The sequence below is a fragment of the Chryseobacterium ginsengisoli genome (assembly GCF_039542325.1).
In the GTDB taxonomy this organism is placed as follows: Bacteria; Bacteroidota; Bacteroidia; order Flavobacteriales; family Weeksellaceae; genus Chryseobacterium; species Chryseobacterium ginsengisoli.
On sequence record NZ_BAABHX010000001.1, the window covers coordinates 629,278 to 651,903 of the forward strand.

A 22,626-nucleotide genomic window follows, 5' to 3' on the forward strand; every position below is an offset into this window, starting at 1 on the left:
ATTAAAATTATAATCAATGAAGAATAAAATTATATATATTCTAATACTTTCACTTTCTATTTTATTATTAATATTCTTTTTCAAATCTACAATATTTAAGAATGCAACTATTACAGTTAATAAAAATGTGAAAATCGAAAACTCACCATTTTATAAAAAATATTATAGTCGTGATAAAGTAACCGTTGTGAATATCTGGGCGACTTGGTGCAAACCTTGTTTGGAAGAAATTCCTAGTTTAAATAAACTTAAACAAGAATTTAAAGGCAGTGAAATAAATTTTATTTCATTTTCAGTTGACAACATAAATGATCTTGAAAAATTAAAAAAGTTTAATGCTACTAAAAAATTCGAATGGGAAGATATCACTGTTGAGAATTTGGACTATAAAAAAGAAATAGAAAATTTATTTTATAACAATTCTTCAGGTTCCGGTTTTATCAGTGTAAATTCATTAGATGTTCCAAAGACTTTGATTATTAAAAATAAAAGTGTGATAAAGGAATATAATGGTTTAATTGATTATAATGAGATTTCAGAATTTTTAAACAAGGAATTAAAGAAAAACTAATTCTTATCTATCACATGAAAATTAAGAAAATTCTGTTTTTATTTTTCATAAATATTTTTCCGTTCTATTTAAAATCTCAGACTACAATGTCAGGTTTAGACAAAGGTTTGGCAATTGGTAATATTTTGGTACAGGGCTATATTGCTTTAAAGGGAAATGGCACAAAACCAGTAGATCCTAATGCAAAAACGGTAGACAGCTTCTGTTTTAAAAATAAAATGGATGAGAAGATTACCATAAAGTTCAATGGGAAAATAGAAGATGATGAGGTGAAAAAAGAGTTCGTCATACAAAAAGGCGAAAAAGAGTGTGCTTATAATTTGCCAAAAGGTATTTATACATATGAAGTTTTACTTTCAAGTAAGGATACTTATCAAAAAGGTGAATATAAAGTTTCGGAAGAAACTTTAATGACAATAAATCATTAAAAAATAATCCTTTCAGAACTATATTCTGAAAGGATTTATTTTTAATAAGTTTTAAATTATGTACTTTGGATTACGCATCAAAATTTAGCAACACATAATATGAGAAACAATTTTATACAGCTTTTAATTCTTTTATATGTAACATGGTACGCAAATGCCCAATCATTTGTTATACAATATGATTATTCTAAGCATGTTATGAAAGACAGCACGAGAATAGTTTCACAAAATACTTTTTTAAATATTGAGGAAAATCATTCTACATTTTTTAGTGAAGCTCCTTATTTAGCTGATTCTATTATTGCATCAGACGAGAAGCTCGGTAAGAAGATTAATTTTAAATCATTACCCGCTGATTTACTCGGCTGTTATATTCGAAAAAAACTCTCATCTAAAGAAGTTGTTTATTATTCTGATGAATTTGATGAACATGAATACAAATATACTGAAGAACCAAAATTCTTATGGAAAATAAGCAAAGAGAGCAAAGAAATATTAGGATTCAAGGCGTATTTGGCAACCACACAGTATGCAGGAAGAAACTATAAGGCTTATTTTACTTCTGAAATTCCTATTCAGGATGGTCCTTATAAGTTTTTTGGATTACCTGGTTTAATTCTTGAGATTTATGATGAAAAAAAAGATCACCATTTTTTGGCGATTGGTATTTCAAAAGAGAAGAAAATTTCTATTGATGATCGTATTTCAACAAGGAAGTATATTGAAACCTCGAAATCAAAATTTGTAGAAATGAGAAAAAGTCATATTGAGGCACCAATGAAAAGAACGTTTGAATTGATGAATAATACTCAAATCTATGAAAAAAGAGATGCAAACGGCAATATGGTCGACATGAGAAAACTACTTAATGAAATGCAGAAAAAAATGATTGAAGAATATAAAAATGAAAACAGAATTGAACTTTAAAAAAACAAACAATATGAAAAATAACTTTTTATTAGCATTCGTACTTTTATTATTTGCCTTTGCTACAGGCAAGGCTAACAACAATTATACAGACAGAGACGACAAAGAATATTTTAGTTCTTTTAGAAAAAATGAAGAACCAAAGAATAAAAAATTTAATATACTTAATAAAGATTCTGAAAATGCCGGTGAGTCTTTTTATGTAATTTATAAAGAAAATTCTTTAGGTCAAGGCTTCTATTTTAAAGTAATATTGGATAAAAATGAAAAGCCAATAGCAACTTATTATGCAAACGAGGGTCGTCAAAAGCTTTCTGACGCAACCATTAAAAATCTTAAAAAACTTTTGTCTGGTCCAACAGGAAAAATGTCAACTTCTACTGGTCCTATCACAACAACTCAATGCGTAACAAATTGTCATCGTACAAATGGATGCTATAGTAAACCTACAGAAACAGGCGTTTTACTATGCTCGCTTGAATGTGGAATTGCGTGTGCATAAATTTAAAAAAAACCTCTTTCAAATTGAAAGAGGTTTTTATATAAAATAGTGTAATTCTAATTATTTTCTTACTCCCACCTTACTCCAAGTATTCATTACTAAAAGCAAAATAAGACCTATCGCAGCTGAAGCAATTGAGAAAACAAACTTCAGGTTATCTTCAGATAAAATATCCGATTGCCAGTCCAGAGCATAAAGATTGATTGCGATAAAAACGATAAACAGTACCAAAAATACTTTATAAAACTTCTGCATAACTCTTAAAAATTAATATAATTCTGCACCAATTGCGCAAAATTTGCGGTGAATAATTTAATTGAAATCGCCAACAGGATAATTCCGAAAACTTTCTGTAAAATTGCCAATGTAGCATCTCCCATTTTCTTCTCCAGCCACGTCGCAGATTTCAGCACCAAATATACGAAAATTGTGTTGAGAATAATTCCAAAAATGATATTAATATCATGAAATTCAGCTTTCAAAGATAGTGTAGTCGTTAAAGTTCCTGCTCCTGCAACCAACGGAAATGCAATAGGAACGATAGACGCTGCTTTTGCTTCCGAAGTTTTATTAATTTCAATTCCCAAAATCATTTCTAAAGCAATGATAAAAATTACGAATGCACCCGCAATCGCAAAAGAATTTACATCAACTCCGATAAATTTTAGAATTTTATTTCCTACAAAAAGGAAAACAAGCATAATCGAACCTGCCGTAAGTGACGCTTTTCTAGCCTCAATCTGCCCGAACTTTTGCTGAAGACTTACCACAATCGGGATAGACCCGATGATATCAATCACTGCAAAAAGAACCATAAAACAGGTAATAACTTCTTTTATAGAAAAATCATTAAATATCTCCATTTCTTTGCAATTAATAATTTCGCAAAAATATGAAAATAAATTGATTATTTGCTAATCTGAGAATACAAATTAACGATAGCTTTTAAAAGTTCGTCTATTCCTTCAACAGATTTTACAGGAGCATATTTTTCGATCTGAACTTTTTGCGTAAGACTTCTGTATTCTTCGGCAACTGCAGATCCTTTAGAACTTTCCAGAAAGTTTCTGAAATCCTCCACAGAGCTTTGAGAATATTGATTTCTCACTTCAAGATCAAGCTCATCGAATGTTTGAAAGAACTTTTGATAATCTTCATTATCTTTAAGATTTTCCAAATAACTAAAATAGTCATTCACATCCATTTTGAGGCTTTCTCTGATCTCGCTTTCAGTTTCAGCTATAGAACCTAAAGGTTTTGAAGGTACAGTTTCTTTAACTGTTCTACGATTTTTTTGCCAAGTTTTAAATAGCAGATAAGCTATAAATAGCACCAACAAAATAGTGATATTGATGAAAAGTATATTCCAATGAAACTTACTTTTTTCTTTTACTTTAAATGAAGTCGTTTTTAAAACAGGTGTATTTACAGTTTCAAGGAAAGTATTGGTATATTCATTTACCTTTTCAACTGTTGTACGGGATTCTAAGATCTGTTCGTGAGAAAATGCATTCACAGCCAAAGTTTCCTGTCCAAGATCTACATATTCTTTACTGGAAGGATCAAAGAAAGCAAACTGTTCTGTTTTAATAACAATTTCGCCTGCTTTTTTAGGAATAATAACATAATTTGCCAAAACTTCACCTTTCATTCCCGTCATTCCTACAGAAACTTTTGAAGTAATTTTCGGAGCAAAAACTTCATAATCCGGAGATTCTGCAATTTTTGGAAGTTCCATATTTTTTATATTCCCTTCCCCGCTTACTTTTACAACAACATTGATGGGCTTTTTAACTTCAGCTTTTTCTGTTGAAGCATTAGCAACACTTACATTAAAATTTCCTACAGCATTTTTAAAACATTCAGGAGAACCTTCCGGAAGTTTTTTAACGTTGATTTTTACTTTATTGGAAACAACCTTGTTTTTATGCGAATAAGAGTTAATAGAAGCTGAAACTCCGGGAACATCAACATATCCTGATTCATTAGGAAACAGCATGAAGACGGCTAAAATCTGTGACGCCATATTTCCGTTATCAGAAGGATCAATCTCAGATTTTGCAAAGCTTACGGGATAGACATCTAGATTCTCCTGCTCAGGAAGATGAATATTTCTCACCTTTCTGAAATTATCCATACTTTTAGAATAAACCTTTAGAACAGCAATTGTAGGTTGATTTTGATACACCTCTTTATCTTCGATTTCCATGTTTAAATAAACATTCTTCGAAGTATTTTCAGCAACAGAAGCTTTCTTTTCGATATCTTTTATAAAAATATCAAATGGCTCAGTTTTGTAGATTTTATTATTGATTGTAATAAGAAACGACCCGATTTTAATTTTGCCTTTTTCTTTTGGTTCAAGAGCCAATCTTGTTACAGACTGTGAAACATAAGTGCTTGTTGTAGGATCTATGAAACCATTGCTTACTGATCCTGTCCCGATAAGATTAAATTTGGAGAAATCCGGTAAACGTAATTTGGTTTGCTGACTGTATTCATTTCCTTCAACTTCCAAAACAATACTAAGGTTTATAACATCTTTTCCGCTATAGCTTGTTTTATCCGGAGTTACTGTAAGACTTACCTGTCCGTAAGAGATTACGGACACCAAAAGGAATAATATGTAGGTAATTCTGTACTGCATCACCAATCTTTCTCGTTGCTTTCTGGCATCGAATAAGAATTTTTATTCAAAATTCTTCTGGCGGTTTCTTTTTCTTTGTCGCTTACTTTATTGAGTATTTGATTTTCAAGATCTTTTGGGATTTTGCCATCGTTATCCTGTTTTTGGTTGGGATCATTTCCCTGACCTTTACCTTGATTTTGCTGGCCTTGTCCCTGATCCTGTTTTTGATCTTTCGGACTTCCTTTTTGATCATCATTTTGTTGTTGGTCTTTACCACCGCCTCCTTTACCAGAGTTATTTTGTTGTTGTTTTTTTTGTTGGTTTTCTTTATCCTTCAATTTAGCAATTTCATAATTTTTTCTTGTTGCCTCGCTGTAAGGATTTTGTTTTAAGGATTGTCTATAAAATGTTGCAGCTTTATCAGGCTGGTTCATTTGCATATAGGTATTTCCTAAATTATGAAGAGCCGCCGCTTTATCCGGAAGTGTCTGAGAAAGTTTTTGTGCCGTCTCGAATTCCGCCTTTGCCTCTTCGTATTTTTTACTTTTATATAATGCGTTCCCTAAATTGTAATGTGCCGTAAAATCTTTACCATTGGTTCTTATCGCCTCCAGATACTTTACAGACGCTCCATCATAATCTTTACCGTTAAATTTTTCGTTCCCTTCATACACTAAAGTTCTATAGTTTTTCTGACCAAACAGAAATCCTGAGTGCATGAAAGCCATAATAAACGACAAAAAAATGATTTTAGTATTCATCAAGTGCAAAATTATTCCTTTAAATGTTAATAAACAGCGTTTTATTTGTTAAAATTGGGTTAAAGTAATTGTCTGAAATTGAGACAAAGAATCTGAATATTATACATTAAAATCTCTTTTAGGATTAAAAATATAAATTAAGAAGAAGAAAAATATCGAAACTGCCAGAAAATATTGATAATAATGGTTTGCATTCTGCGATTTCACCATCGTTTCGGAAGATCCCATTTTCTTTTTCAAAGCATCTAAAATTCTATCAGGAGCCTCGTTGATATTATTTCCGTCAATGTAAGATCCGCCAGTCGCTTCAGCCATTTTTTTCAGTGCCTCAGTTTGTCTTTTTGAAATTACGGTCTGTCCGTTCATATCATTTTTATAACCCATCAACTGACCGAATACATATTCCGGAACAGGTGCTCCCTCATCCGAACCGATCCCTACAGAAGTGATCATAATTCCTTCACTTTTCGCTAATCTTATAGCCGCATCATCGTTTCCTTCGTTATCCTCACCGTCACTTAGCAAAACCACTTTTCTCGCGTCTTTGCTTACATTTTTAAATTTTTCTGCAGCGATTTTCATTCCATTTAAGAAATCAGTTCCTTGAATCTGCATTGAGTTTGTTTCAATTCCGCTGATGTATGTTTCTGCAGAATTGTAATCTGTAGTCAAAGGCATAATTGAAGTTGCCTGTCCTGCAAAAATCACGATTCCAACTTTATCACTTCTTAATTTTTGCATAGTCTGAAGCATCAGATTTTTCGCTTCCGTCAGACGACTCGGGTTAATATCTTCCGCATTCATCGAATTTGAAACATCTAACATGAAAATCACATTATTTAATTTCTGATTGGTTTTAATCTCTTCCGAGCCGCTTAATAAATCAATGATTGAAAAAATTAAAAATAATGTTCCCAATAAATATAAAGCCGGAAAAAACTTAGTAAACCCAGATCTTTTCTCGAATAAATGCTCATGAAACTGGCTATCTGCAAAAATTTCCCTTTTCTTTTTTTTCCATTTTAAATAACGAACCAAAAAGAAAGCTAACAGCGGCAAAAGCAACAGTAATAATAAATACCAATAATTTCCTAAATACCAATCCATTAACTTAAAATTTTATACAATACCCATCTCAACAAAGCATCCAAGAACAAAATTCCCAAAGCAATCCAAAGGAAAATTTTAAAATATTCCTGATAATTAAATAATTTCGAAACTTTCACATCAGATTTTTCCAATTGGTTGATCTGATCATAAACTTCTTCCAAACTGCTATTCGATGTTGCCCTGAAATATTGTCCGCCTGTCATCTGAGCTATTTCTTTCAAAATAGGTTCATCGATTTTCACTTCCGTTTCAGTAAAAACCAAATCACCAAAAATATCCTGTTGAGTCGGCATCAAAGCATATCCGTTTGTTCCGATTCCGATGGAATATACTTTAATTCCGTTATTTTTTGCCAATTCTGCAGCAATTGCAGGAGGCATTGCATTTTCGATCGTATTGACACCATCCGTCATTAAAATGATGATCTTACTTTTTGCTTTGCTGTTTTTCAAATGATTTACCGCAACAGAAAGTCCTTCTCCAATCGCTGTTCCCGGTTGTAATTCTAATGGATTCAAATTATTCAATTCATCTACAACAACCTGATGATCGGAAGTTACAGGAACTTTTGTAAAAGCTTCACCAGAATATGCAACCAAACCAATTCTGTCATTTGGTCTTTTATTAACGAATTTAATTGCAATATCTTTTAAAGCCGTCAAACGATCAGGTGTAAGATCTTTTGCTAACATACTCAACGAAACGTCAACGGAAAGCATAATATCAATTCCTTTTGTATCATCTCTGTCCTGAGAAACTGTGAAAGTTCTCGGTCTTGCCATTGCAATAATTAAAGCGGAAAGAATGATATATTTTGAAATTTTCAAAAAAAACATCACAACCTGGATTCCGCTACTGTCGCCCATATTTTTGACGGTAGGAACTTTAATCCCCTTTCTTTTTTGTGTACTTACATCTCGAAATAAAAGTGGAATAAACAAAAAGAAAAGCGCTAAAAACCACGGACTAAAAAACTCAAAATTAAACATCTTTTCTCAAGTTTTCGAATTCCAAATCTTTTGATGATCTTTTCACAAAATCTCTGATGTCTGCCAAATCTTTTTCCATAGTTTGCTGATCAGGAAAAGTTTTCGCAAATTTCACAAGATCACCTCTCAAAAATACATCTTCCACCACTTTTTCGTTTTCCTGAGAAATCGTATTGTTTTTCTTCATTAAATCAATTAAATCATCCGTGAGCAAAACATCTGCCGGTAAACGGTATTGGTTTGTGATAAATTTTCGTGAAATATCAATCAATTCAACATAAAATGAACGATAATTTCCACTTTCCACATATTTTTTCTTTTTAAGAGAATCAAGCTCTTTTAAAGTCTGATTCGTTGCTACGGCTGGTGAATCTTTAGATTTCCTGCCGTATTTAATGAACATTACAATCGCAATAATTAAACAAATGACAGCAATTGCAGCCAAAATATAAAACTTATACAGTTGCCAATAATCTGTAACTTCGAGTTTTACATCTTTATTATTCATAATATCATTGATCTGATCGGCTTTTTGAGCAGTATTGATCACATCAATTTCGTAAGGAATCGTTTTTAAAACTTTTCCGTTTACTTTAAATTCAAGTTCAGGAATTGTAAATTTTCCTTCATCAAATACGGCAAATTCAATTCTTCTGTAATAAACATCCTGAGTCTGCGCAATACTGTCCTTTACCTCTTCAAAATGAAAAGGCAGAAGTTCGTTTTCAGCAGCGGCAGAAACTTTCTCATTATGAAGATTATTGATCGTTATAACGATATGATTCACCTCGCCCAATGCGATGGTTTTCTTCTCAACACTGGAAGAAAGTATCTGTGAAAAAGCATTTGCACAGATTAAAAAACAAAATATAAATAATAGTTTTTTCAATTTTTATCATTAAATTTTACCATTACATTTGTCATTCTGACGAAGGAAGATCTTTAATAGATTGCTTCGTCGCTACTCCTCGCAATGACAAAAGAATGTTTAATTTTTATTTCTTCTGAAAATAATTATACAACAATTTTGAATAATCCTCGCCAGTATTAATATTCATAAAACTCGTCGAACTATTGGCAAAATCTTCTTCCAGAGCTCTTAATTTCTTCTTCTGAGCTTCTGCAAAAGTATATCTCCATCTTGCACTCGAAGTATTTGCCCAAACTTGCTGTCCTGTTTCTGCATCATATAATAAGGTATAACCAACATCTGGAATTTCATTATCTTTTTCATCAAAAATCCTCATTCCCAACAACTGATGCTTTTTGGAAGCAACTCTCAACATTTTAGAATCATATTCATCTTCAAAATCCGAAAAAAGGAAAACCAAAGATTTTCTTTTGAAAATTCCCATCATATATTCCATTGCCTTATCTACTTTTGAAACTGCGGGAATATAATCTGCTGTCAAAATATTACTGATAATCGAAAGAATATGCTTTCTCCCCTTTTGTGGCGGGATGACTTTATATACTTTATCGGCAAATAAAATTAACCCAACTTTATCATTATTTCCTGCTGCTGAAAAACCCAAACTTGCGGCAATTTCTGCAACATATTCACGCTTCAGCTGATTTTTCGTTCCATAATCCATGGAGGAAGAAATATCAACCAACAACATCATTGTAAGTTCTCTTTCCTCTTCCATTACTTTCACGAATGGTTCACGGAAACGAGCCGTTTTATTCCAGTCAATTCTGCGGATTTCATCTCCGAACTGATATGGACGAACCTCTGAAAATGTCATTCCCTGACCTTTAAAAGCACTGTGATATTGCCCCATCAGAGAAGCTTCCGTCTTCTTGCGAGTACGGATTTCTATCTGCTTGACTTTTTTTACAATATCTTTTATCTGCATATTTTGTGTTTGAGCGTTTTAGAGTGTTTTAAAACTTTCATCTTATTTAAACTCAATCGAAACATTGAACCATTCATCATCAAATTTCGGACTGTATTTTCTATAGAAATTAATGGCTGGTTCGTTCCAGTTCAATACCTGGAAAACCATTCCGCTGTATTGATTTGATTTTCCGTATTCCATGGTTGCTTCAAATAGATTTTTTCCGATTTGTTTCCCTCTTAATCTCTCTGTTACCACCAAATCTTCTAAATATAGTCTTCTCCCCTTCCATGTTGAATATCTGTCATAATACAAGGAAATCCCAACAATCTCTCCATCAAATTCTGCTACAAAAGCTCCCCAAACCGGAGATTTCCCAAAGCCGTCCTCAATGAATTGCTCTAAAGTTAAAGTAACTTCGTGTAAAGCTTTTTCATAATCAGCCAATTCTTTGATCAACTCCAACATCGGAGCACAATCTTGCTGAACCGCCTTTCTAATTACTACTTCATTCATTTATGGAGCTTGGATTTTCGCTAAAATTCTATTTACGATTTCTTCTGACGAAATTTCTTCCGCTTCTGCTTCGAAAGTTAAACCAATTCTGTGTCTTAATACATCTTTTGCCAATTCTTTTACATCTTCAGGAATCACGAACGCTCTTCCTCTCAAGAAAGCGTAAGCTCTGGAAGCAATCGCCAAGTTAATTGACGCTCTCGGAGAAGCTCCGAAACTGATATAATTTTTAAGCTCAGAAAGACCATAATTTTCAGGAAAACGAGTTGCAAAAACCATATCCAGAATATATTTTTCGATTTTTTCGTCAAGATAAATTTGGTTGATCAATTCTTTTGCTGCAACAATATGTTCAAGAGAAATAACAGGCTTCACAGTTGGTTGGTGCGAAGTAGAAACCATTCTCATGACGGTTCTTTCATCTTCAAATTTAGGATAATCAATGGTACATTTCAACATGAAACGATCGCTTTGAGCTTCCGGCAAAAGATAAGTACCTTCCTGATCGATAGGATTTTGCGTTGCCAACACCAAGAAAGGTTTCGGAAGTTTCATTGTTTCGTCTCCAATTGTTACCTGCTTTTCCTGCATTACTTCCAAAAGAGCAGACTGTACTTTTGCAGGAGCACGGTTGATCTCATCTGCCAAAACGAAATTTGCAAAAACAGGACCTCTTTTTATAGAAAAATCATTGTCTTTTACATTATAAATCATCGTTCCCACAACATCCGCAGGAAGCAAATCAGGTGTAAACTGAATTCTCGAAAACTCACCATGAACAGCTTCTGCCAGAGTTTTTATCGCCAACGTTTTAGCTAATCCCGGAACTCCCTCCAAAAGAACGTGACCATTCCCCAAAAGACCAATCAAGAGACGGTCTATCATATATTCCTGCCCAATAATAACTTTATTGATTTCCTGTCTCAGGAGAGAGAAAAAGTAGTTTGCTTCTTTTACCTGTTCCGTCAATTGACGAATATCTTCAGCTTGATTTATCTCTGACATAGCTTAATTTAAAATAATTGGTAAATTTCTAATAAATACTTGCATTAATCAACACAATTAATGCCATATTTGAGTTAAAGTTTGTTAAATATTCCAGCATTAATGCGAGATTCTGAATACATGAAACCTTAAAACTCAATAGGATTATTTGAATTTTTCATAAAATTATATAAATTTTGCTTTAATCCAAGGTTCAAAAATTGTCATTTCCAGTTTATTAAACTATTTTTGGTGATTAAAAATTTTGCAAAATGAATTATCATTTTCAAGCTCACAGACAAGTTAGAAAGAACCTTTTGGATATTTTACAAAACACTTCTCACGAAGACCTTTTGTTGATTCCTGATGGTTTTAACAATAATATTTACTGGAACATTGCGCACACTGTTGCCACTCAGCAACTTTTACATTATTACTTGAGCGGAAATCCTTTCAGAATTGATAAATATTGGGTTGAAACATATAAAAAAGGAACTTTGCCCAATTTATCTGTTCAAAAATCTGAAGTTGAGGATTTGGAGTTTTTACTCGTGGAAACTTCCAAAATTTTGATGAAAGATTACGACAGTGATTTTTTTTCAGACTATACACCTTATACCACAAGTTTCGGGATGGATCTGAAAAGCATTCAGGATGCAATAATTTTTAATAATATGCATGAAAGTATACATTATGGATACATTTTATCGCAAAAAAGAGCAATTTTAGGAGAAAAAGGAAGATAGTTTTAAAAGTAAATTTTACTTCGCAAGTCAATCATTAAGTGTGAATCTTTTCAACTTAAAAATTGATTTCAAAGTAGGTCTACCTTTAACAATTCAATATTTAAAATAATAAGATGACAGATAAAAAAGACGATTTTATTTTCGGGCTTCGTCCCGTAATTGAAGCTATAGAAGCGGGAAAAACGATTGATAAAGTTTTCGTGCAGAATGCATTGCAGGGAGATATTTATGCAGAATTAAAAACAATTTTAGCGAAAAATAAAATCCGTCCCAATTATGTTCCGGTTGAAAAACTGAACAGATTTACAAGAAAAAATCACCAAGGAGTAGTTGCCTTCATTTCGGATGTTCCTTTCCATAAAATTGAAGATATTGTTCCTCAGTTATTTGAAGAAGGAAAAACTCCGTTTCTATTGATTTTGGATCGACTTACAGATGTTAGAAACTTCGGAGCAATCTGCAGAACAGCGGAATGTGTAGGAGTTGATGCTGTAATTATTCCTGAAAAAGGAGGAGCGCCACTTAATTCTGACGCTATAAAAACTTCAGCAGGAGCACTTTACAATATTAAAATTTGTAAAGAACCAAATTTAGCTCACGTTGTAGATTTTCTTCAACAAAGCGGTATTTCTGTATTTGCAGCAAGTGAAAAGGCTCAAAAATTAATTTATGATGTTAATTTCACAGAACCTTGCGCAATTGTAATGGGTAATGAAGAAACAGGAATTTCAAAAGAAGTTCTGCATCATTCAGACGAAAAAATAAAACTTCCAATTGAAGGAAAAACACAATCATTAAATGTTTCTGTAGCTTGTGGCGCCATTTTATATGAAGCTGTAAGACAGAAATTCACGAAAGCAAATTAATTCGATCACACTTAAAAAATCTGAAAATGAAAAACATAGCTGCATTAGCGCTAATTTCAACAATAGCATTGGTTTCTTGCAACAAAAAAGAAACTACAAAAGTTACCAAATTCGATCCTAAAACAGGAAAAACAATTACTGTAGAAGTTCCGGCTGATTCTGTAGCAAAAGTGGAAGAAAACCCGGCAATTAAAGATTCTGCAGGGATTTTTAAGCAAACTTTTAAATTAGAAAAAGGGAAAACTTATCCTTTGACAACGTATCAGAGAGATACAAAAACGATGACCGATCCTAAAGGTCAAACCATGAACGGAACGAGCGAATCTACGGATGAAATGTCGTTTACCGTAAATGATATTAAAGGAAATATTTATGATATTACTTTAAATCTTATCGCAAAAAGAAATTCTCAGACAGCGCAAGGGAAAACTATCGTTGTAGATACGAAACTACCGATTCCGAAAGAAGAAGACCTTAAAATGATCTGGAACATCAACAGAGCATTAACTGGAAATAAGCTAAACATGAAGATGGATACAAAAGGAAATGTAATCTCAATTACAGGTTTTGATGCTGTTTACGCTAAAGTTGCCAACTCTGTCGGTACCATTGTTAAAGATAAAAATCAAAAAGAAAGTGTTGTTGCAAGTCTTAAAGAATCTTTTAATGAAAAAGTTTTAAAGGATCAGTTCACTAAAAATTTAACGATTATTCCTAAAAAAGGAGCGAAGATTGGAGAAAAATGGACAAACAGCGAAAATGCTGATGCACAAGGAAAAATAAAAGTAACATCAAATTATATCTTAAAAAGTGTAGGAAATGGTATTGCTGAAATTTCTGTAACCGGAGGAATTCCTAAAAAAACAGAAAAACAGAATCAGGGAGAAGTTACTCACAGTTTGAGCAGTGAACTATCACAAAACGGAACGATTAAGTTTGACCAAAACACAGGATGGATCACCAATCAGAATATTTCTGTGAAAACTACGCAGATTGAGACCATTTCAAACGGGAAAGAATCTCAGTCGATGACAAGTGTTTCTAATTCTTCTGTGATGGTAAATCCTTCCGGGAAATAAATATACGAGTTTTAAAGTTGAAGTGTCGGAGAGTTAAAATAAAAAATTTGAGCATTTAATTATGATGAAACATATTTTTGAGTTCGTACTCGCAACGATTATCATCTATTTTGTCTGGAATATTTTGAAGAGAATTTTCTTTAAAACTTTCCATAGTTATGTGTTTGGAAACAAACATAATAACAAAAACAGACAAAATCCGGATCTGCAAAACTCAAATAATACGAAGAAAAAAATCAACTGGGATGCAGAAACTGTTGATTATGAAGAGGTAAAAGAAACAAAAGACAAAAGGTAATAATTCCGAAAATAAAAGATAATAACCATCAACATGGCGAAAAATAAAAACTTAATTTATATTGCAATTTCATTAGTTGTATTTATAGTTTTAGCATTTTTATACTCCACTCCTGTTTTCACGGGAAAACAGCTTTTCCAGCATGACATCGTCCAATATCGAGGCGGAGCAAAAGAACTTCTCGATTACAGAGCCGACACAGGAAACGAAACATATTGGAGTGATTCCATGTTTGGAGGAATGCCGACTTATCAGATGGGAAGCCAGTTTAAAGGTGATATCATCAAACAAGTTGACTCAAAATTGAACTTTCTTCCAAGACCTGTCAATTATCTTTTCCTGCTTTTCGGAGGATTTTTCCTTTTGGGAATGGTTGCTGTCAGAAACTGGAAATATGCACTTTTGGGAGCCACTTTTTTTGGACTTTCGACCTATTTTTATATTGCGATTGCAGCCGGACACAACGGTAAAATCAACACTATTGAATATTTCGCCCCGCTTTTAGCCGGAATTTTATTGGTTTACATTAGGAAAAGTTACATTTGGGGATTCATCGTCACGACTTTGTTTATGGGTCTTCAGATCGCAGCGAATCACCCACAGATGACGTATTATCTTTTCTTAGCCTTAGGATTTTTATTTATATCTGAATTAATCCGTGCAATCCTGCAGAAAGCTCCAATGAAACATTTTGTGATCTCTTCAGGAATTATTGCAGCTTCTTGTTTGATCGGAGTTGGTATGAATTCTCAAAGAATCATGGCGAATTCTGAATACATCAAAGAAACCGTTCGTGGAAAACAAATCCTTACTAATAAAGATCATTCGGAAGGAAATTCTGGAATGGATAAGAAAAGTATTCTTGGCTGGAGCTACGGAAGATTGGAAACTTTAAATCTTTTTATTCCGAGATTAATGGGAGGCGGAAGTCAGGAGCCGGAAGGAAAAGAAATGATGGCTAAAATTCAGGGACTTGTTCAGGAAAATATTTCTTCTCAAGCTGAATATAACAATTTCATGCAAAACTTTCAAGAGGGTTTTGCATCTCCAACTTATTGGGGAGATCAACCCGGGACTTCCGGACCAGCTTATCAGGGAGCAATTGTTTGTTTCTTAGCGCTTTTAGGATTCTTTTTTGCATGGAAAAAATATCGTTATTGGATTTTAGGTGCTTCTATATTGACCGTATTTTTGGCTTGGGGAAGCAATTTTATGGCACTTTCGGATTTCTTTATAGATTTTGTTCCGTTTTATAATAAATTCAGAGCACCATCATCAATATTAGTTGTAGTGGAATTATTATTTCCATTAATTGCTATTATTGGATTATACAGATTCTTTACCGATGAAAAACTGACGGAAGAATACAAAAAGAAAGTCCTTCTTTACGTTGGTGGCGGAACATTAGGTTTTGTTTTAATTTTATTGATTTTTGGGAAAGCTTTATTAGGTTTCCATACCGAAAACGAAAAAACGTATCTTCCTCCTTTCCTATTGGATTATTTGGTTGATGAAAGATTGAAATTATTCAGAATTGATGCTATCAAAGCATTTATTTATGTTGCAATTGCAGCGGGTGCATTGTTCTTGGTTTTAAAACAAAAATTAAATCAAAATATCGCCTTAATTATCATCGGACTAGTAAGTTTATTTGATCTTTGGTCGGTAAACAAACGTTATCTGAATGATGACAATTATGTTGATAAAATCTTTGCAGAAAATCCTTTTCAGACAGAAAGTTCAGATTTAATGGCTGAAAAAGTTCAGGGAAATCCAAATCTTGAACCTATTTTGGCAAACGTAAATGTTAACAAAACACTGGAAACAATTGCTGAAAAAGATAAAACGCATTATAGAATTTTCAACAATATTTTAGGGACATTCAGTGAGACGAATACTTCATATTTTAAATCTTCAATTGGTGGTTATCACGCTGTAAAACTGAGAAGATATGACGATGTAATTAATGAATACTTCCAAGTGATGGATTCTGTAAAAGTTCCGAATATCTTAGGACTTTTAAATGCAAAATATCTTGTTTTAGGCGGACCGGAACAACCACAGGCAATTCCAAATCCAAAAGCAAACGGAAATGCCTGGTTTGTAAGCGATCTTAAATTCGTAGAATCTCCTAATCAGGAAATCAAGGCAATTGGAGTAATCAATAGTAAAAAGACAGCTGTAATTGCTTCTTCCGACAAAAAATATTTTGATGGAAAACCTGTTCAGGCAGATTCGACAGCGTTCATTAATTTAACAAAATATCAGCCGAACGAATTAGAGTTTAAATCTCAATCAAAAACTCCGCAATTGGCTGTATTTTCTGAAATTTATTATCCTCACGGATGGAAATTCTTCATCGATGAAAAAGAAGTTCCGTATATCAAAGCTGATTATTTGCTTCGTGCCGTTCACGTTCCTGCCGGAAATCACCATGTAAGGATGGTTTTCGAGCCTGAAGTGATTGAAACAGGAAAATGGTTTTCTCTTATTTCATTCGGATTATTTATTTTATTAAGTGGTTTCGGAATTTTCTGGATGAATAAAAATAAGAATGAGAAAGTTCAGCCTAAGGCAATTTAAATTACACAATGTCATTCTGAACGAAGCAAAGCGCAGTGAAGAATCTCTCTAAAATGAACATAAACACAATGCGATGAAAACTTTAGGAACTCATAATTATTATGTCTACATATTGACAAATAAAATTAAAACAGTTTTATATACTGGAGTAACTAATGATTTAGAAAAAAGATTATATTGGCATCGAAATCCAGAAGCTGTAGATAAAAGTTTCACCTTTAAATATAAATGTTTTTATTTAGTTTATTTTGAACATTTTAAGGATATTGATACTGCAATAAACAGAAAAAAACAAATTAAAGGCTTGGTTAGAAGTAAAAAAGAAAGTTTAATTAACGAATTTAATCCAACTTGGAAATTTCTAAATGATGAAATTAAATGAGATTCTTCATTCCGTTTCACTTCATTCAGAATGACAAAAAGAACGCATAGTTTACATTAGAATTAATGGAACAAAAAAAAATATTGATCATCACCTATTACTGGCCTCCTGCGGGAGGTCCTGGTGTTCAAAGGTGGCTGAAATTTGCAAAATATTTACCCGAATTTGGATGGAAACCCATCATTTTTACTCCCGAAAATCCGAGTTATCCTTTGTTGGATGAAAGCTTGATGAAGGATGTTCCGAAAGATCTTGAAATCGTAAAAACAAAAATTTGGGAACCTTATCAGTTAGCCGAAAAACTTAATAAAAGCAATAAAAAATTCAAAGCCGGACAGTTTGATGTCGGTAAAAATCAAAGTTGGAAATCAAAACTTTCGATTTGGGTCAGAGGAAATTTCTTCATTCCGGACGCTAGAGTTTTTTGGGTAAAGCCTTCTGTGAAATTTTTAGAACAATATTTAAAAGAAAATAAAATTGATGTCGTGGTTACTTCAGGACCGCCACATTCTCTGCATTTAATTGGTTTAAATTTAAAAAAGAAACTTCCAAACCTAAAATGGATTGCCGATTTCCGCGATCCTTGGACTGAAATCTCTTATTATAAACATTTAAAACTCACAAAAAGTTCCGACAGAAAACATCGTCAAATGGAAAGTGATGTTTTTAAAAATGCAGATATTACATTAGCGACAAGCTATACCGATGCTGAAAATTTTCGTAAAAATGGAGCAAATTCTGTTTGTATTACCAATGGTTTTGATGAAACAGATGCTTCTCAAGCTCTAAAATCTTTAAGTTCTCAAACTTTTACATTAAGTTACATTGGCGTTTTGGAACAGTTGAGAAACCCTGAAAATCTTTGGAAAGTTCTTGATGATTTGGTCAAAACAAATGCTGATTTTGCCGAAAACTTTACCTTGAAATTTGCAGGAAGAATTGATGATAAAATTTTAAATGAGATTGAAAATTCAAGTTTAAAAAATCATATTCTGAATTTAGGATACATTTCTCATGACAAAGCTGTTGAAGAAATGGAAAAATCTTCACTTCTATTGATAACAAATTTCCCAAACGAATCTTCGAAAGGAATTATTCCCGGAAAAATTTTCGAATATTTGGCGACAGGAAAACAGATCATTTCATTTGGTCCGGACAAAGCTGATGTTGCAAAAATTCTTGATGAAACAAATGCAGGAAAACATTTTAATTACAACGATTCGGAAGCCATCAAAAATTTCATTTTAGAAAAATTTGAACTTTGGAAAAGTGGAAATCTTCTCGAAAACAATCAGAATATTGAGCAGTTTTCAAGAAGAAATTTAACTGAAAAATTGGCTGAAATTTTATAATTAAATTGTCCATTGATCATTAATCACAGCAATTAAATAATATTTTCCCTGAAATTCTTCAAAAACCAAACGAAGGCATTTCCAATCCATTTCGGAGTTGGCTTCTGAACCTTTGATAAAGTTTTCTGTAAAATCAGATTTTGGATAAATTTCCTTTAAATTATTCAGTGAATTTCCTTTTCCCTGGAATTTATTTAACGAAACCTGTCCGGTTACAAAATCTTTTGAATACACCCACTTTGTAAGATAATCATTGATTGTTGCTTTGTACAAATCTCCGGAACCATCCATTGATCCCCAAGTGAAAATAGTTTTCATTGGTTGATATTTCACAAAATCTGATTTTGAAAAAGTTTTATCTTCTTTAGGGTTTACAAATGCATACATCGAAAATCTTACTCCTTTCTCTGGATGAATAAAATCTTCGAATTTTGCATAATTTTTATCTTTTAAACTTTGTATAATTTCTTCATTGGCTTGTTTCAAAGCATCTTCTTTATTAGTAATATTCTGACTAACATTTATACTGTCAGTCTTTATGTTTTGTGTTGAATCTGTTTTATCATTAACAAATTTATCTGGATTTTTCTTACATGCAATAACGCTTAAAACAAATAATGAAATGAATATTTTTCTCATATTTAAAATATTTGATGAACAAAAAACAACCAAAACAGATGCCATAAAAATACCTATGATAGATAAGTTCTTTTGTTTTGTTCCAACTTTTTCTAAAGGTTTTTAAGTAAATTTGTTCAATGGAAATTTTGGATATTCTTATTATCGGAGGCGGACCAATCGGGTTGAATTGTGCGTTAGAAGCTCAGAAAAATAATCTCACTTATTTAATTATTGAAAAAGGAACAATTGTAAATTCATTATACAATTATCCGTTGTATATGAGATTTTTCTCAACTGCCGAAAAATTGGAAATTGACGGAATTCCTTTTATTTCAACAGCTCCGAAACCCGGAAGACAGGAAGCTTTGGAATATTATCAGGGAATTACGAGACAAAGAAATTTACATATTAATTTATACGAAAAGGTTGAAAAAGTGACTAAAGAAAATGAAGTTTTTGAAATTGAAACTTCAAAAGGAAAATATTTCGCCAAAAACGTCATTATTTCAACAGGATTCTATGATATTCCGAACTTAATGAATATTCCGGGAGAAAAATTACCCAAAGTAAAACACTACTATACAGAACCTTATCCTTATGCAAAACAAAAAATAGTTGTGGTAGGTTCAAGTAATTCTTCTGTGGATGCTGCATTGGAAACTTATCGAAAAGGAGCAGAAGTTACCATGATCATCCGTCATTCTGAAATTTCAAAAAATGTAAAATATTGGGTAAAACCTGATATTGAAAATAGAATTGCAGAAGGAAGTATTAAAGCATATTTTAATTCTGAATTGATTGAAATTAAAGAAAATTCGGTCATTTTTAAAGATGAAAACGGAGAAATCAAAGGAATTGAAAATGATTTTGTTTTGGCGATGACGGGCTATCTTCCAGATTTTGATTTTCTTAAAAAATCCGGAATTGACTTACAGGGAAAATGTTTAAATCCGTTTTACAATACAGAGACGATGGAAACCAACATTTCGAATTTATATTTAGCAGGCGTAGTTTGCGGGGGAAAAGATACGCATCTCTGGTTCATTGAAAATTCAAGAATTCATGCTGAAATGATCATGAAGAATATTATTTCGAAAAAATAGCTTTTTCATTAAAATAATATAACAAATACATCATTAAGTATTGTTATTTTTGAATACTTTACTTTTAATATGAAAAAAATTTCGCCCTTTTTAGTTTTCTTTACAATATTATTTGCCAATAATATTTCGGCACAATCAGATAGTATTAACGTTTACGTTACCGCAGCGCTTAATATTATGAAAGAAAAATCGGTCAATAAATCGAAGGTAAACTGGACAAAAATTTATAATAATACATTAAAAGAAGCTTCAAAAGCAAAGACCATAAAGGAAACTTATCCTGTGCTGAAAAATGCACTCATTGCATTAGAAGATGCTCATTCTAATTTTTATCCTGAAGATGTTGTCAGAATATATACATTAGGATATGAAGCGACAGGTCAGGAATTTCCAATAATTAAGGGTGAACTGTTAAAAAATAAATATGCTTACATCAGCTTACCCAATATCGGATCATTTAATAATGATGATTGGAATCTGTATATAAATACTTTTTATTCGAAAGTCAATGAGTTTCAAAAACATAATCCGAAAGGCTGGATTATTGATCTAAGAGACAATTTCGGAGGAATGCTATATCCGATGTACGCTGCTGTTGCTCCTTTTTTAGATAACAAAAATGTTGTCGGAACTAAAGATGCCGAAGGAAAAATTGATTATTTCAATTATAAAAGCGGTAAATTTTATGAAGGCTCAAAAGTAACTCAACAATTTCAACTAAAGGAAAAAGAGCCTAAAATTGCAAAAAAACCAATTGCCGTATTGGTGAATAAAGTAACCGGAAGTTCTGGAGAGTTTATTACGGCTGCTTTTGTCGGTCAAAAAAACGTAAAAATCATTGGTGTAAATACTCAGGGTTTAACTTCAGGAAATCAGGAATATAAGTTATCCGACGGGTCTTTTCTTGTATTAACCATAGGAAATATCGTCGACAGAACGGGAAGGGAATACTCAAAAATCGGCGAAGGTATTTCTCCAAATATCGCCGTTGAAAAAGTAACCGATACAATAAAAAGCAATGAATCTTATCTTAAAAAAGCATTTGATTATATTGACGGAAAATAATTTTAATCTGGAAAAAATAAATTGGAATTAAAATTTTCAGAATTCATAAAAATCAAAAAAAGCTGCAAAAAATGCAGCTTTCTTTATCTAATTTAGTTTTCTACTATTCCTTTTTTATCTTTTATCATCCACGGAACGATAAAGTAAAACGCAACAGCAATAATTGTCGCTAAAATTCCGGTTCCTATCCACAAAATTGTAAATCCTAATTTTTCAGCAATTAAAGTTCCTAAATAAGGAGTTACGATAAATGCGATGGAAAACGAAATTCCATTCAAACCCATGTACGATCCTTTATTATTTGTTCCCGACCTTAAAGCAGTAATTGTAGACATAAATGGTAATGCCCAGATTTCACCAACACAGAGTAAACTCATTGAAACAACTAAAGTTAAAATACTGTAATCAAAAGCCAACATTGCATAAGCAAATCCACAGATGAATGTTCCTAAAAGCATTGTTGCCGCCAAACTAAAATATTTTTCTGCAATTTGAACGAGCCCCATTTCGAGCAACACAACCAAAAATCCGCTATATCCTAAAATATAACCAATGTTTTGCTGACTCAAATGAGCCGTATCTTTATAGAAAATAGTCAATGTACTGAATAACTGAAAGAAACAGATCGAAAAAAGCATACAAAAGAAACAGTAAACCAAGAATTTACCGTCCCGATACGGCGAACTTTCTTTTTTAATTTCAATGACTTCTTTTACTTTTTTGGCTTTTAATTTTGCCAATTGATTACGTTTTCTGAAAAAAACAATGTATAAAATACCTGCCGACAAAGCAGCAAAAGCATTACTGAAAAATAAAAATTCATAAGAAATTGCCGATAAAATTCCACCCAAAGCAGGACCAATTGAGAATCCTAAATTGACCGCCATTCGGTTTAATGAAAATGCTCTCGTAATTTTGTCTGGTTTTGCATATTTCGTGATTGCTACTGAATTTGCAGGACGAAAAGAATCGCTAACAATACTTTGCAATAAAATAATCGTTGCAACTCCCACTTCAGTTTTAAAAAGAGGAATTAAACAAAACAACGGAACACTCAATAATAAACTGAGGTACTGCACTCTGTATTCTCCGATTCTGTCTGTAATAAATCCGCCCAGCCAAGATCCGATTACAGAACCAATTCCGAAAAAGCTGAGAACAATTCCTGTATTTTCTATGCTGAATTTAAGATTATCAGTCATATAAACTCCCAAAAAAGGAAGTACCATCGAGCCTGCCCGATTGATGAGCATTACCAACGCAAGCATCCAAC

25 protein-coding genes are annotated in these 22,626 nt (G+C 32.5%); 13 read left to right on the top strand and 12 right to left on the bottom strand.

Going from position 1 to position 22,626, the window contains the following annotated elements; translation table 11 throughout:
- Window positions 1–16: 16 nt before the first annotated feature.
- The 4 genes from ABD940_RS02920 (at window position 17) to ABD940_RS02935 (ending at window position 2,428) form a co-directional block, all read left to right on the top strand.
- Entirely contained in the window at window positions 17–571 is a 555-nt protein-coding gene (locus ABD940_RS02920; RefSeq protein WP_345200204.1) for a TlpA family protein disulfide reductase, read from the top strand.
- 86 nt (window positions 572–657) lie between these two features.
- A complete protein-coding gene (locus tag ABD940_RS02925) occupies window positions 658–999 on the top strand; it encodes a hypothetical protein (RefSeq protein WP_345200205.1) in 342 nt (113 codons plus the stop codon).
- A gap of 99 nt (window positions 1,000–1,098) precedes the next feature.
- Window positions 1,099–1,926: a GLPGLI family protein gene (locus ABD940_RS02930; RefSeq protein ID WP_345200206.1), complete on the top strand. Its 828-nt coding sequence runs from the start codon at window positions 1,099–1,101 to the stop codon at window positions 1,924–1,926.
- Window positions 1,904–2,428: a hypothetical protein gene (locus ABD940_RS02935; protein ID WP_345200207.1), complete on the top strand. Its 525-nt coding sequence runs from the start codon at window positions 1,904–1,906 to the stop codon at window positions 2,426–2,428. Before ABD940_RS02930 ends, ABD940_RS02935 begins: the two co-directional genes overlap by 23 nt.
- A gap of 60 nt (window positions 2,429–2,488) precedes the next feature.
- Here the strand turns inward: ABD940_RS02935 and ABD940_RS02940 are convergent, their stop codons facing one another.
- The 10 genes from ABD940_RS02940 to ABD940_RS02985 form a co-directional block, all read right to left on the bottom strand.
- A complete protein-coding gene (locus ABD940_RS02940) occupies window positions 2,489–2,683 on the bottom strand; it encodes a hypothetical protein (RefSeq protein WP_345200209.1) in 195 nt (64 codons plus the stop codon).
- A gap of 5 nt (window positions 2,684–2,688) precedes the next feature.
- A complete protein-coding gene (locus tag ABD940_RS02945) occupies window positions 2,689–3,291 on the bottom strand; it encodes a MarC family protein (protein ID WP_345200211.1) in 603 nt (200 codons plus the stop codon).
- Window positions 3,292–3,335: 44 nt separating this feature from the next.
- Complete coding sequence (locus ABD940_RS02950; RefSeq protein WP_345200212.1) at window positions 3,336–5,075, bottom strand: BatD family protein; 1,740 nt, start codon at window positions 5,073–5,075, stop codon at window positions 3,336–3,338.
- Window positions 5,075–5,818 carry a tetratricopeptide repeat protein gene (locus ABD940_RS02955; protein WP_345200213.1) on the bottom strand — a complete coding sequence of 248 codons (744 nt, stop codon included), beginning with the start codon at window positions 5,816–5,818 and terminating at the stop codon, window positions 5,075–5,077. Before ABD940_RS02955 ends, ABD940_RS02950 begins: the two co-directional genes overlap by 1 nt.
- Window positions 5,819–5,917: 99 nt before the next feature.
- Entirely contained in the window at window positions 5,918–6,925 is a 1,008-nt protein-coding gene (locus ABD940_RS02960) for a vWA domain-containing protein (protein WP_345200214.1), read from the bottom strand.
- Window positions 6,925–7,917, bottom strand: coding sequence for a VWA domain-containing protein (locus tag ABD940_RS02965; protein ID WP_345200215.1), 993 nt, complete (start codon window positions 7,915–7,917; stop codon window positions 6,925–6,927). Before ABD940_RS02965 ends, ABD940_RS02960 begins: the two co-directional genes overlap by 1 nt.
- Window positions 7,910–8,806: a BatD family protein gene (locus ABD940_RS02970; RefSeq protein WP_345200216.1), complete on the bottom strand. Its 897-nt coding sequence runs from the start codon at window positions 8,804–8,806 to the stop codon at window positions 7,910–7,912. The genes ABD940_RS02965 and ABD940_RS02970 overlap by 8 nt, the downstream gene beginning before the upstream one ends.
- Before the next feature lie 106 nt (window positions 8,807–8,912).
- A complete protein-coding gene (locus tag ABD940_RS02975) occupies window positions 8,913–9,776 on the bottom strand; it encodes a DUF58 domain-containing protein (protein ID WP_345200217.1) in 864 nt (287 codons plus the stop codon).
- Window positions 9,777–9,818: 42 nt separating this feature from the next.
- Window positions 9,819–10,274: a GNAT family N-acetyltransferase gene (locus ABD940_RS02980; RefSeq protein ID WP_345200218.1), complete on the bottom strand. Its 456-nt coding sequence runs from the start codon at window positions 10,272–10,274 to the stop codon at window positions 9,819–9,821.
- On the bottom strand, window positions 10,275–11,279 hold the full coding sequence (locus tag ABD940_RS02985; RefSeq protein WP_345200219.1) for an AAA family ATPase: 1,005 nt from the start codon (window positions 11,277–11,279) through the stop codon (window positions 10,275–10,277).
- A gap of 251 nt (window positions 11,280–11,530) precedes the next feature.
- Between ABD940_RS02985 and ABD940_RS02990 the strand changes: the two genes are divergently transcribed.
- The 7 genes from ABD940_RS02990 (at window position 11,531) to ABD940_RS03020 (ending at window position 18,564) form a co-directional block, all read left to right on the top strand.
- Window positions 11,531–12,004, top strand: a complete 474-nt coding sequence (locus ABD940_RS02990) for a DinB family protein (protein ID WP_345200220.1) — start codon at window positions 11,531–11,533, stop codon at window positions 12,002–12,004.
- 113 nt (window positions 12,005–12,117) lie between these two features.
- Complete coding sequence (gene rlmB / locus ABD940_RS02995) at window positions 12,118–12,870, top strand: 23S rRNA (guanosine(2251)-2'-O)-methyltransferase RlmB (protein ID WP_345200221.1); 753 nt, start codon at window positions 12,118–12,120, stop codon at window positions 12,868–12,870.
- A gap of 26 nt (window positions 12,871–12,896) precedes the next feature.
- The gene (locus ABD940_RS03000; RefSeq protein ID WP_345200222.1) at window positions 12,897–13,949 is read left to right on the top strand and encodes a DUF6263 family protein; all 1,053 of its coding nucleotides are present in this window, start codon (window positions 12,897–12,899) and stop codon (window positions 13,947–13,949) included.
- Window positions 13,950–14,010: 61 nt separating this feature from the next.
- Window positions 14,011–14,247: a hypothetical protein gene (locus tag ABD940_RS03005; RefSeq protein ID WP_425550348.1), complete on the top strand. Its 237-nt coding sequence runs from the start codon at window positions 14,011–14,013 to the stop codon at window positions 14,245–14,247.
- Between the two features lie 33 nt (window positions 14,248–14,280).
- Window positions 14,281–16,830, top strand: coding sequence for a hypothetical protein (locus ABD940_RS03010; protein WP_345200223.1), 2,550 nt, complete (start codon window positions 14,281–14,283; stop codon window positions 16,828–16,830).
- A gap of 73 nt (window positions 16,831–16,903) precedes the next feature.
- Window positions 16,904–17,212 carry a GIY-YIG nuclease family protein gene (locus tag ABD940_RS03015; RefSeq protein ID WP_345200224.1) on the top strand — a complete coding sequence of 103 codons (309 nt, stop codon included), beginning with the start codon at window positions 16,904–16,906 and terminating at the stop codon, window positions 17,210–17,212.
- 65 nt (window positions 17,213–17,277) lie between these two features.
- Complete coding sequence (locus tag ABD940_RS03020) at window positions 17,278–18,564, top strand: glycosyltransferase family protein (protein ID WP_345200225.1); 1,287 nt, start codon at window positions 17,278–17,280, stop codon at window positions 18,562–18,564.
- Here ABD940_RS03020 and ABD940_RS03025 read toward each other — a convergent pair whose 3' ends face one another.
- Window positions 18,565–19,203: a hypothetical protein gene (locus tag ABD940_RS03025; protein ID WP_345200226.1), complete on the bottom strand. Its 639-nt coding sequence runs from the start codon at window positions 19,201–19,203 to the stop codon at window positions 18,565–18,567.
- Between the two features lie 119 nt (window positions 19,204–19,322).
- On the opposite strand from ABD940_RS03025, the gene ABD940_RS03030 reads away from it, so the two are divergent.
- Both ABD940_RS03030 and ABD940_RS03035 read left to right on the top strand, forming a co-directional pair.
- The gene (locus ABD940_RS03030) at window positions 19,323–20,288 is read left to right on the top strand and encodes a YpdA family putative bacillithiol disulfide reductase (RefSeq protein WP_345200227.1); all 966 of its coding nucleotides are present in this window, start codon (window positions 19,323–19,325) and stop codon (window positions 20,286–20,288) included.
- Between the two features lie 69 nt (window positions 20,289–20,357).
- Window positions 20,358–21,353, top strand: coding sequence for a S41 family peptidase (locus tag ABD940_RS03035; RefSeq protein ID WP_345200229.1), 996 nt, complete (start codon window positions 20,358–20,360; stop codon window positions 21,351–21,353).
- Window positions 21,354–21,445: 92 nt separating this feature from the next.
- Here ABD940_RS03035 and ABD940_RS03040 read toward each other — a convergent pair whose 3' ends face one another.
- Window positions 21,446–22,621, bottom strand: a complete 1,176-nt coding sequence (locus tag ABD940_RS03040; RefSeq protein ID WP_425550352.1) for an MFS transporter — start codon at window positions 22,619–22,621, stop codon at window positions 21,446–21,448.
- Window positions 22,622–22,626: the final 5 nt, after the last annotated feature.

Excerpts from the sequence above, each read along its gene's own strand:
- ABD940_RS02920 (WP_345200204.1), top strand. The coding sequence starts at position 17 with ATGAAGAATAAAATTATATATATTCTAATACTTTCACTTTCTATTTTA.
- ABD940_RS02925 (WP_345200205.1), top strand. The coding sequence starts at position 658 with ATGTCAGGTTTAGACAAAGGTTTGGCAATTGGTAATATTTTGGTACAG.
- ABD940_RS02930 (WP_345200206.1), top strand. The coding sequence starts at position 1,099 with ATGAGAAACAATTTTATACAGCTTTTAATTCTTTTATATGTAACATGG.
- ABD940_RS02935 (WP_345200207.1), top strand. The coding sequence starts at position 1,904 with ATGAAAACAGAATTGAACTTTAAAAAAACAAACAATATGAAAAATAAC.
- ABD940_RS02940 (WP_345200209.1), bottom strand. The coding sequence starts at position 2,683 with ATGCAGAAGTTTTATAAAGTATTTTTGGTACTGTTTATCGTTTTTATC.
- ABD940_RS02945 (WP_345200211.1), bottom strand. The coding sequence starts at position 3,291 with ATGGAGATATTTAATGATTTTTCTATAAAAGAAGTTATTACCTGTTTT.
- ABD940_RS02950 (WP_345200212.1), bottom strand. The coding sequence starts at position 5,075 with ATGCAGTACAGAATTACCTACATATTATTCCTTTTGGTGTCCGTAATC.
- ABD940_RS02955 (WP_345200213.1), bottom strand. The coding sequence starts at position 5,818 with ATGAATACTAAAATCATTTTTTTGTCGTTTATTATGGCTTTCATGCAC.
- ABD940_RS02960 (WP_345200214.1), bottom strand. The coding sequence starts at position 6,925 with ATGGATTGGTATTTAGGAAATTATTGGTATTTATTATTACTGTTGCTT.
- ABD940_RS02965 (WP_345200215.1), bottom strand. The coding sequence starts at position 7,917 with ATGTTTAATTTTGAGTTTTTTAGTCCGTGGTTTTTAGCGCTTTTCTTT.
- ABD940_RS02975 (WP_345200217.1), bottom strand. The coding sequence starts at position 9,776 with ATGCAGATAAAAGATATTGTAAAAAAAGTCAAGCAGATAGAAATCCGT.
- ABD940_RS02980 (WP_345200218.1), bottom strand. The coding sequence starts at position 10,274 with ATGAATGAAGTAGTAATTAGAAAGGCGGTTCAGCAAGATTGTGCTCCG.
- ABD940_RS02985 (WP_345200219.1), bottom strand. The coding sequence starts at position 11,279 with ATGTCAGAGATAAATCAAGCTGAAGATATTCGTCAATTGACGGAACAG.
- ABD940_RS02990 (WP_345200220.1), top strand. The coding sequence starts at position 11,531 with ATGAATTATCATTTTCAAGCTCACAGACAAGTTAGAAAGAACCTTTTG.
- rlmB (WP_345200221.1), top strand. The coding sequence starts at position 12,118 with ATGACAGATAAAAAAGACGATTTTATTTTCGGGCTTCGTCCCGTAATT.
- ABD940_RS03000 (WP_345200222.1), top strand. The coding sequence starts at position 12,897 with ATGAAAAACATAGCTGCATTAGCGCTAATTTCAACAATAGCATTGGTT.
- ABD940_RS03005 (WP_425550348.1), top strand. The coding sequence starts at position 14,011 with ATGATGAAACATATTTTTGAGTTCGTACTCGCAACGATTATCATCTAT.
- ABD940_RS03010 (WP_345200223.1), top strand. The coding sequence starts at position 14,281 with ATGGCGAAAAATAAAAACTTAATTTATATTGCAATTTCATTAGTTGTA.
- ABD940_RS03015 (WP_345200224.1), top strand. The coding sequence starts at position 16,904 with ATGAAAACTTTAGGAACTCATAATTATTATGTCTACATATTGACAAAT.
- ABD940_RS03020 (WP_345200225.1), top strand. The coding sequence starts at position 17,278 with ATGGAACAAAAAAAAATATTGATCATCACCTATTACTGGCCTCCTGCG.
- ABD940_RS03025 (WP_345200226.1), bottom strand. The coding sequence starts at position 19,203 with ATGAGAAAAATATTCATTTCATTATTTGTTTTAAGCGTTATTGCATGT.
- ABD940_RS03030 (WP_345200227.1), top strand. The coding sequence starts at position 19,323 with ATGGAAATTTTGGATATTCTTATTATCGGAGGCGGACCAATCGGGTTG.
- ABD940_RS03035 (WP_345200229.1), top strand. The coding sequence starts at position 20,358 with ATGAAAAAAATTTCGCCCTTTTTAGTTTTCTTTACAATATTATTTGCC.
- ABD940_RS03040 (WP_425550352.1), bottom strand. The coding sequence starts at position 22,621 with ATGCTTGCGTTGGTAATGCTCATCAATCGGGCAGGCTCGATGGTACTT.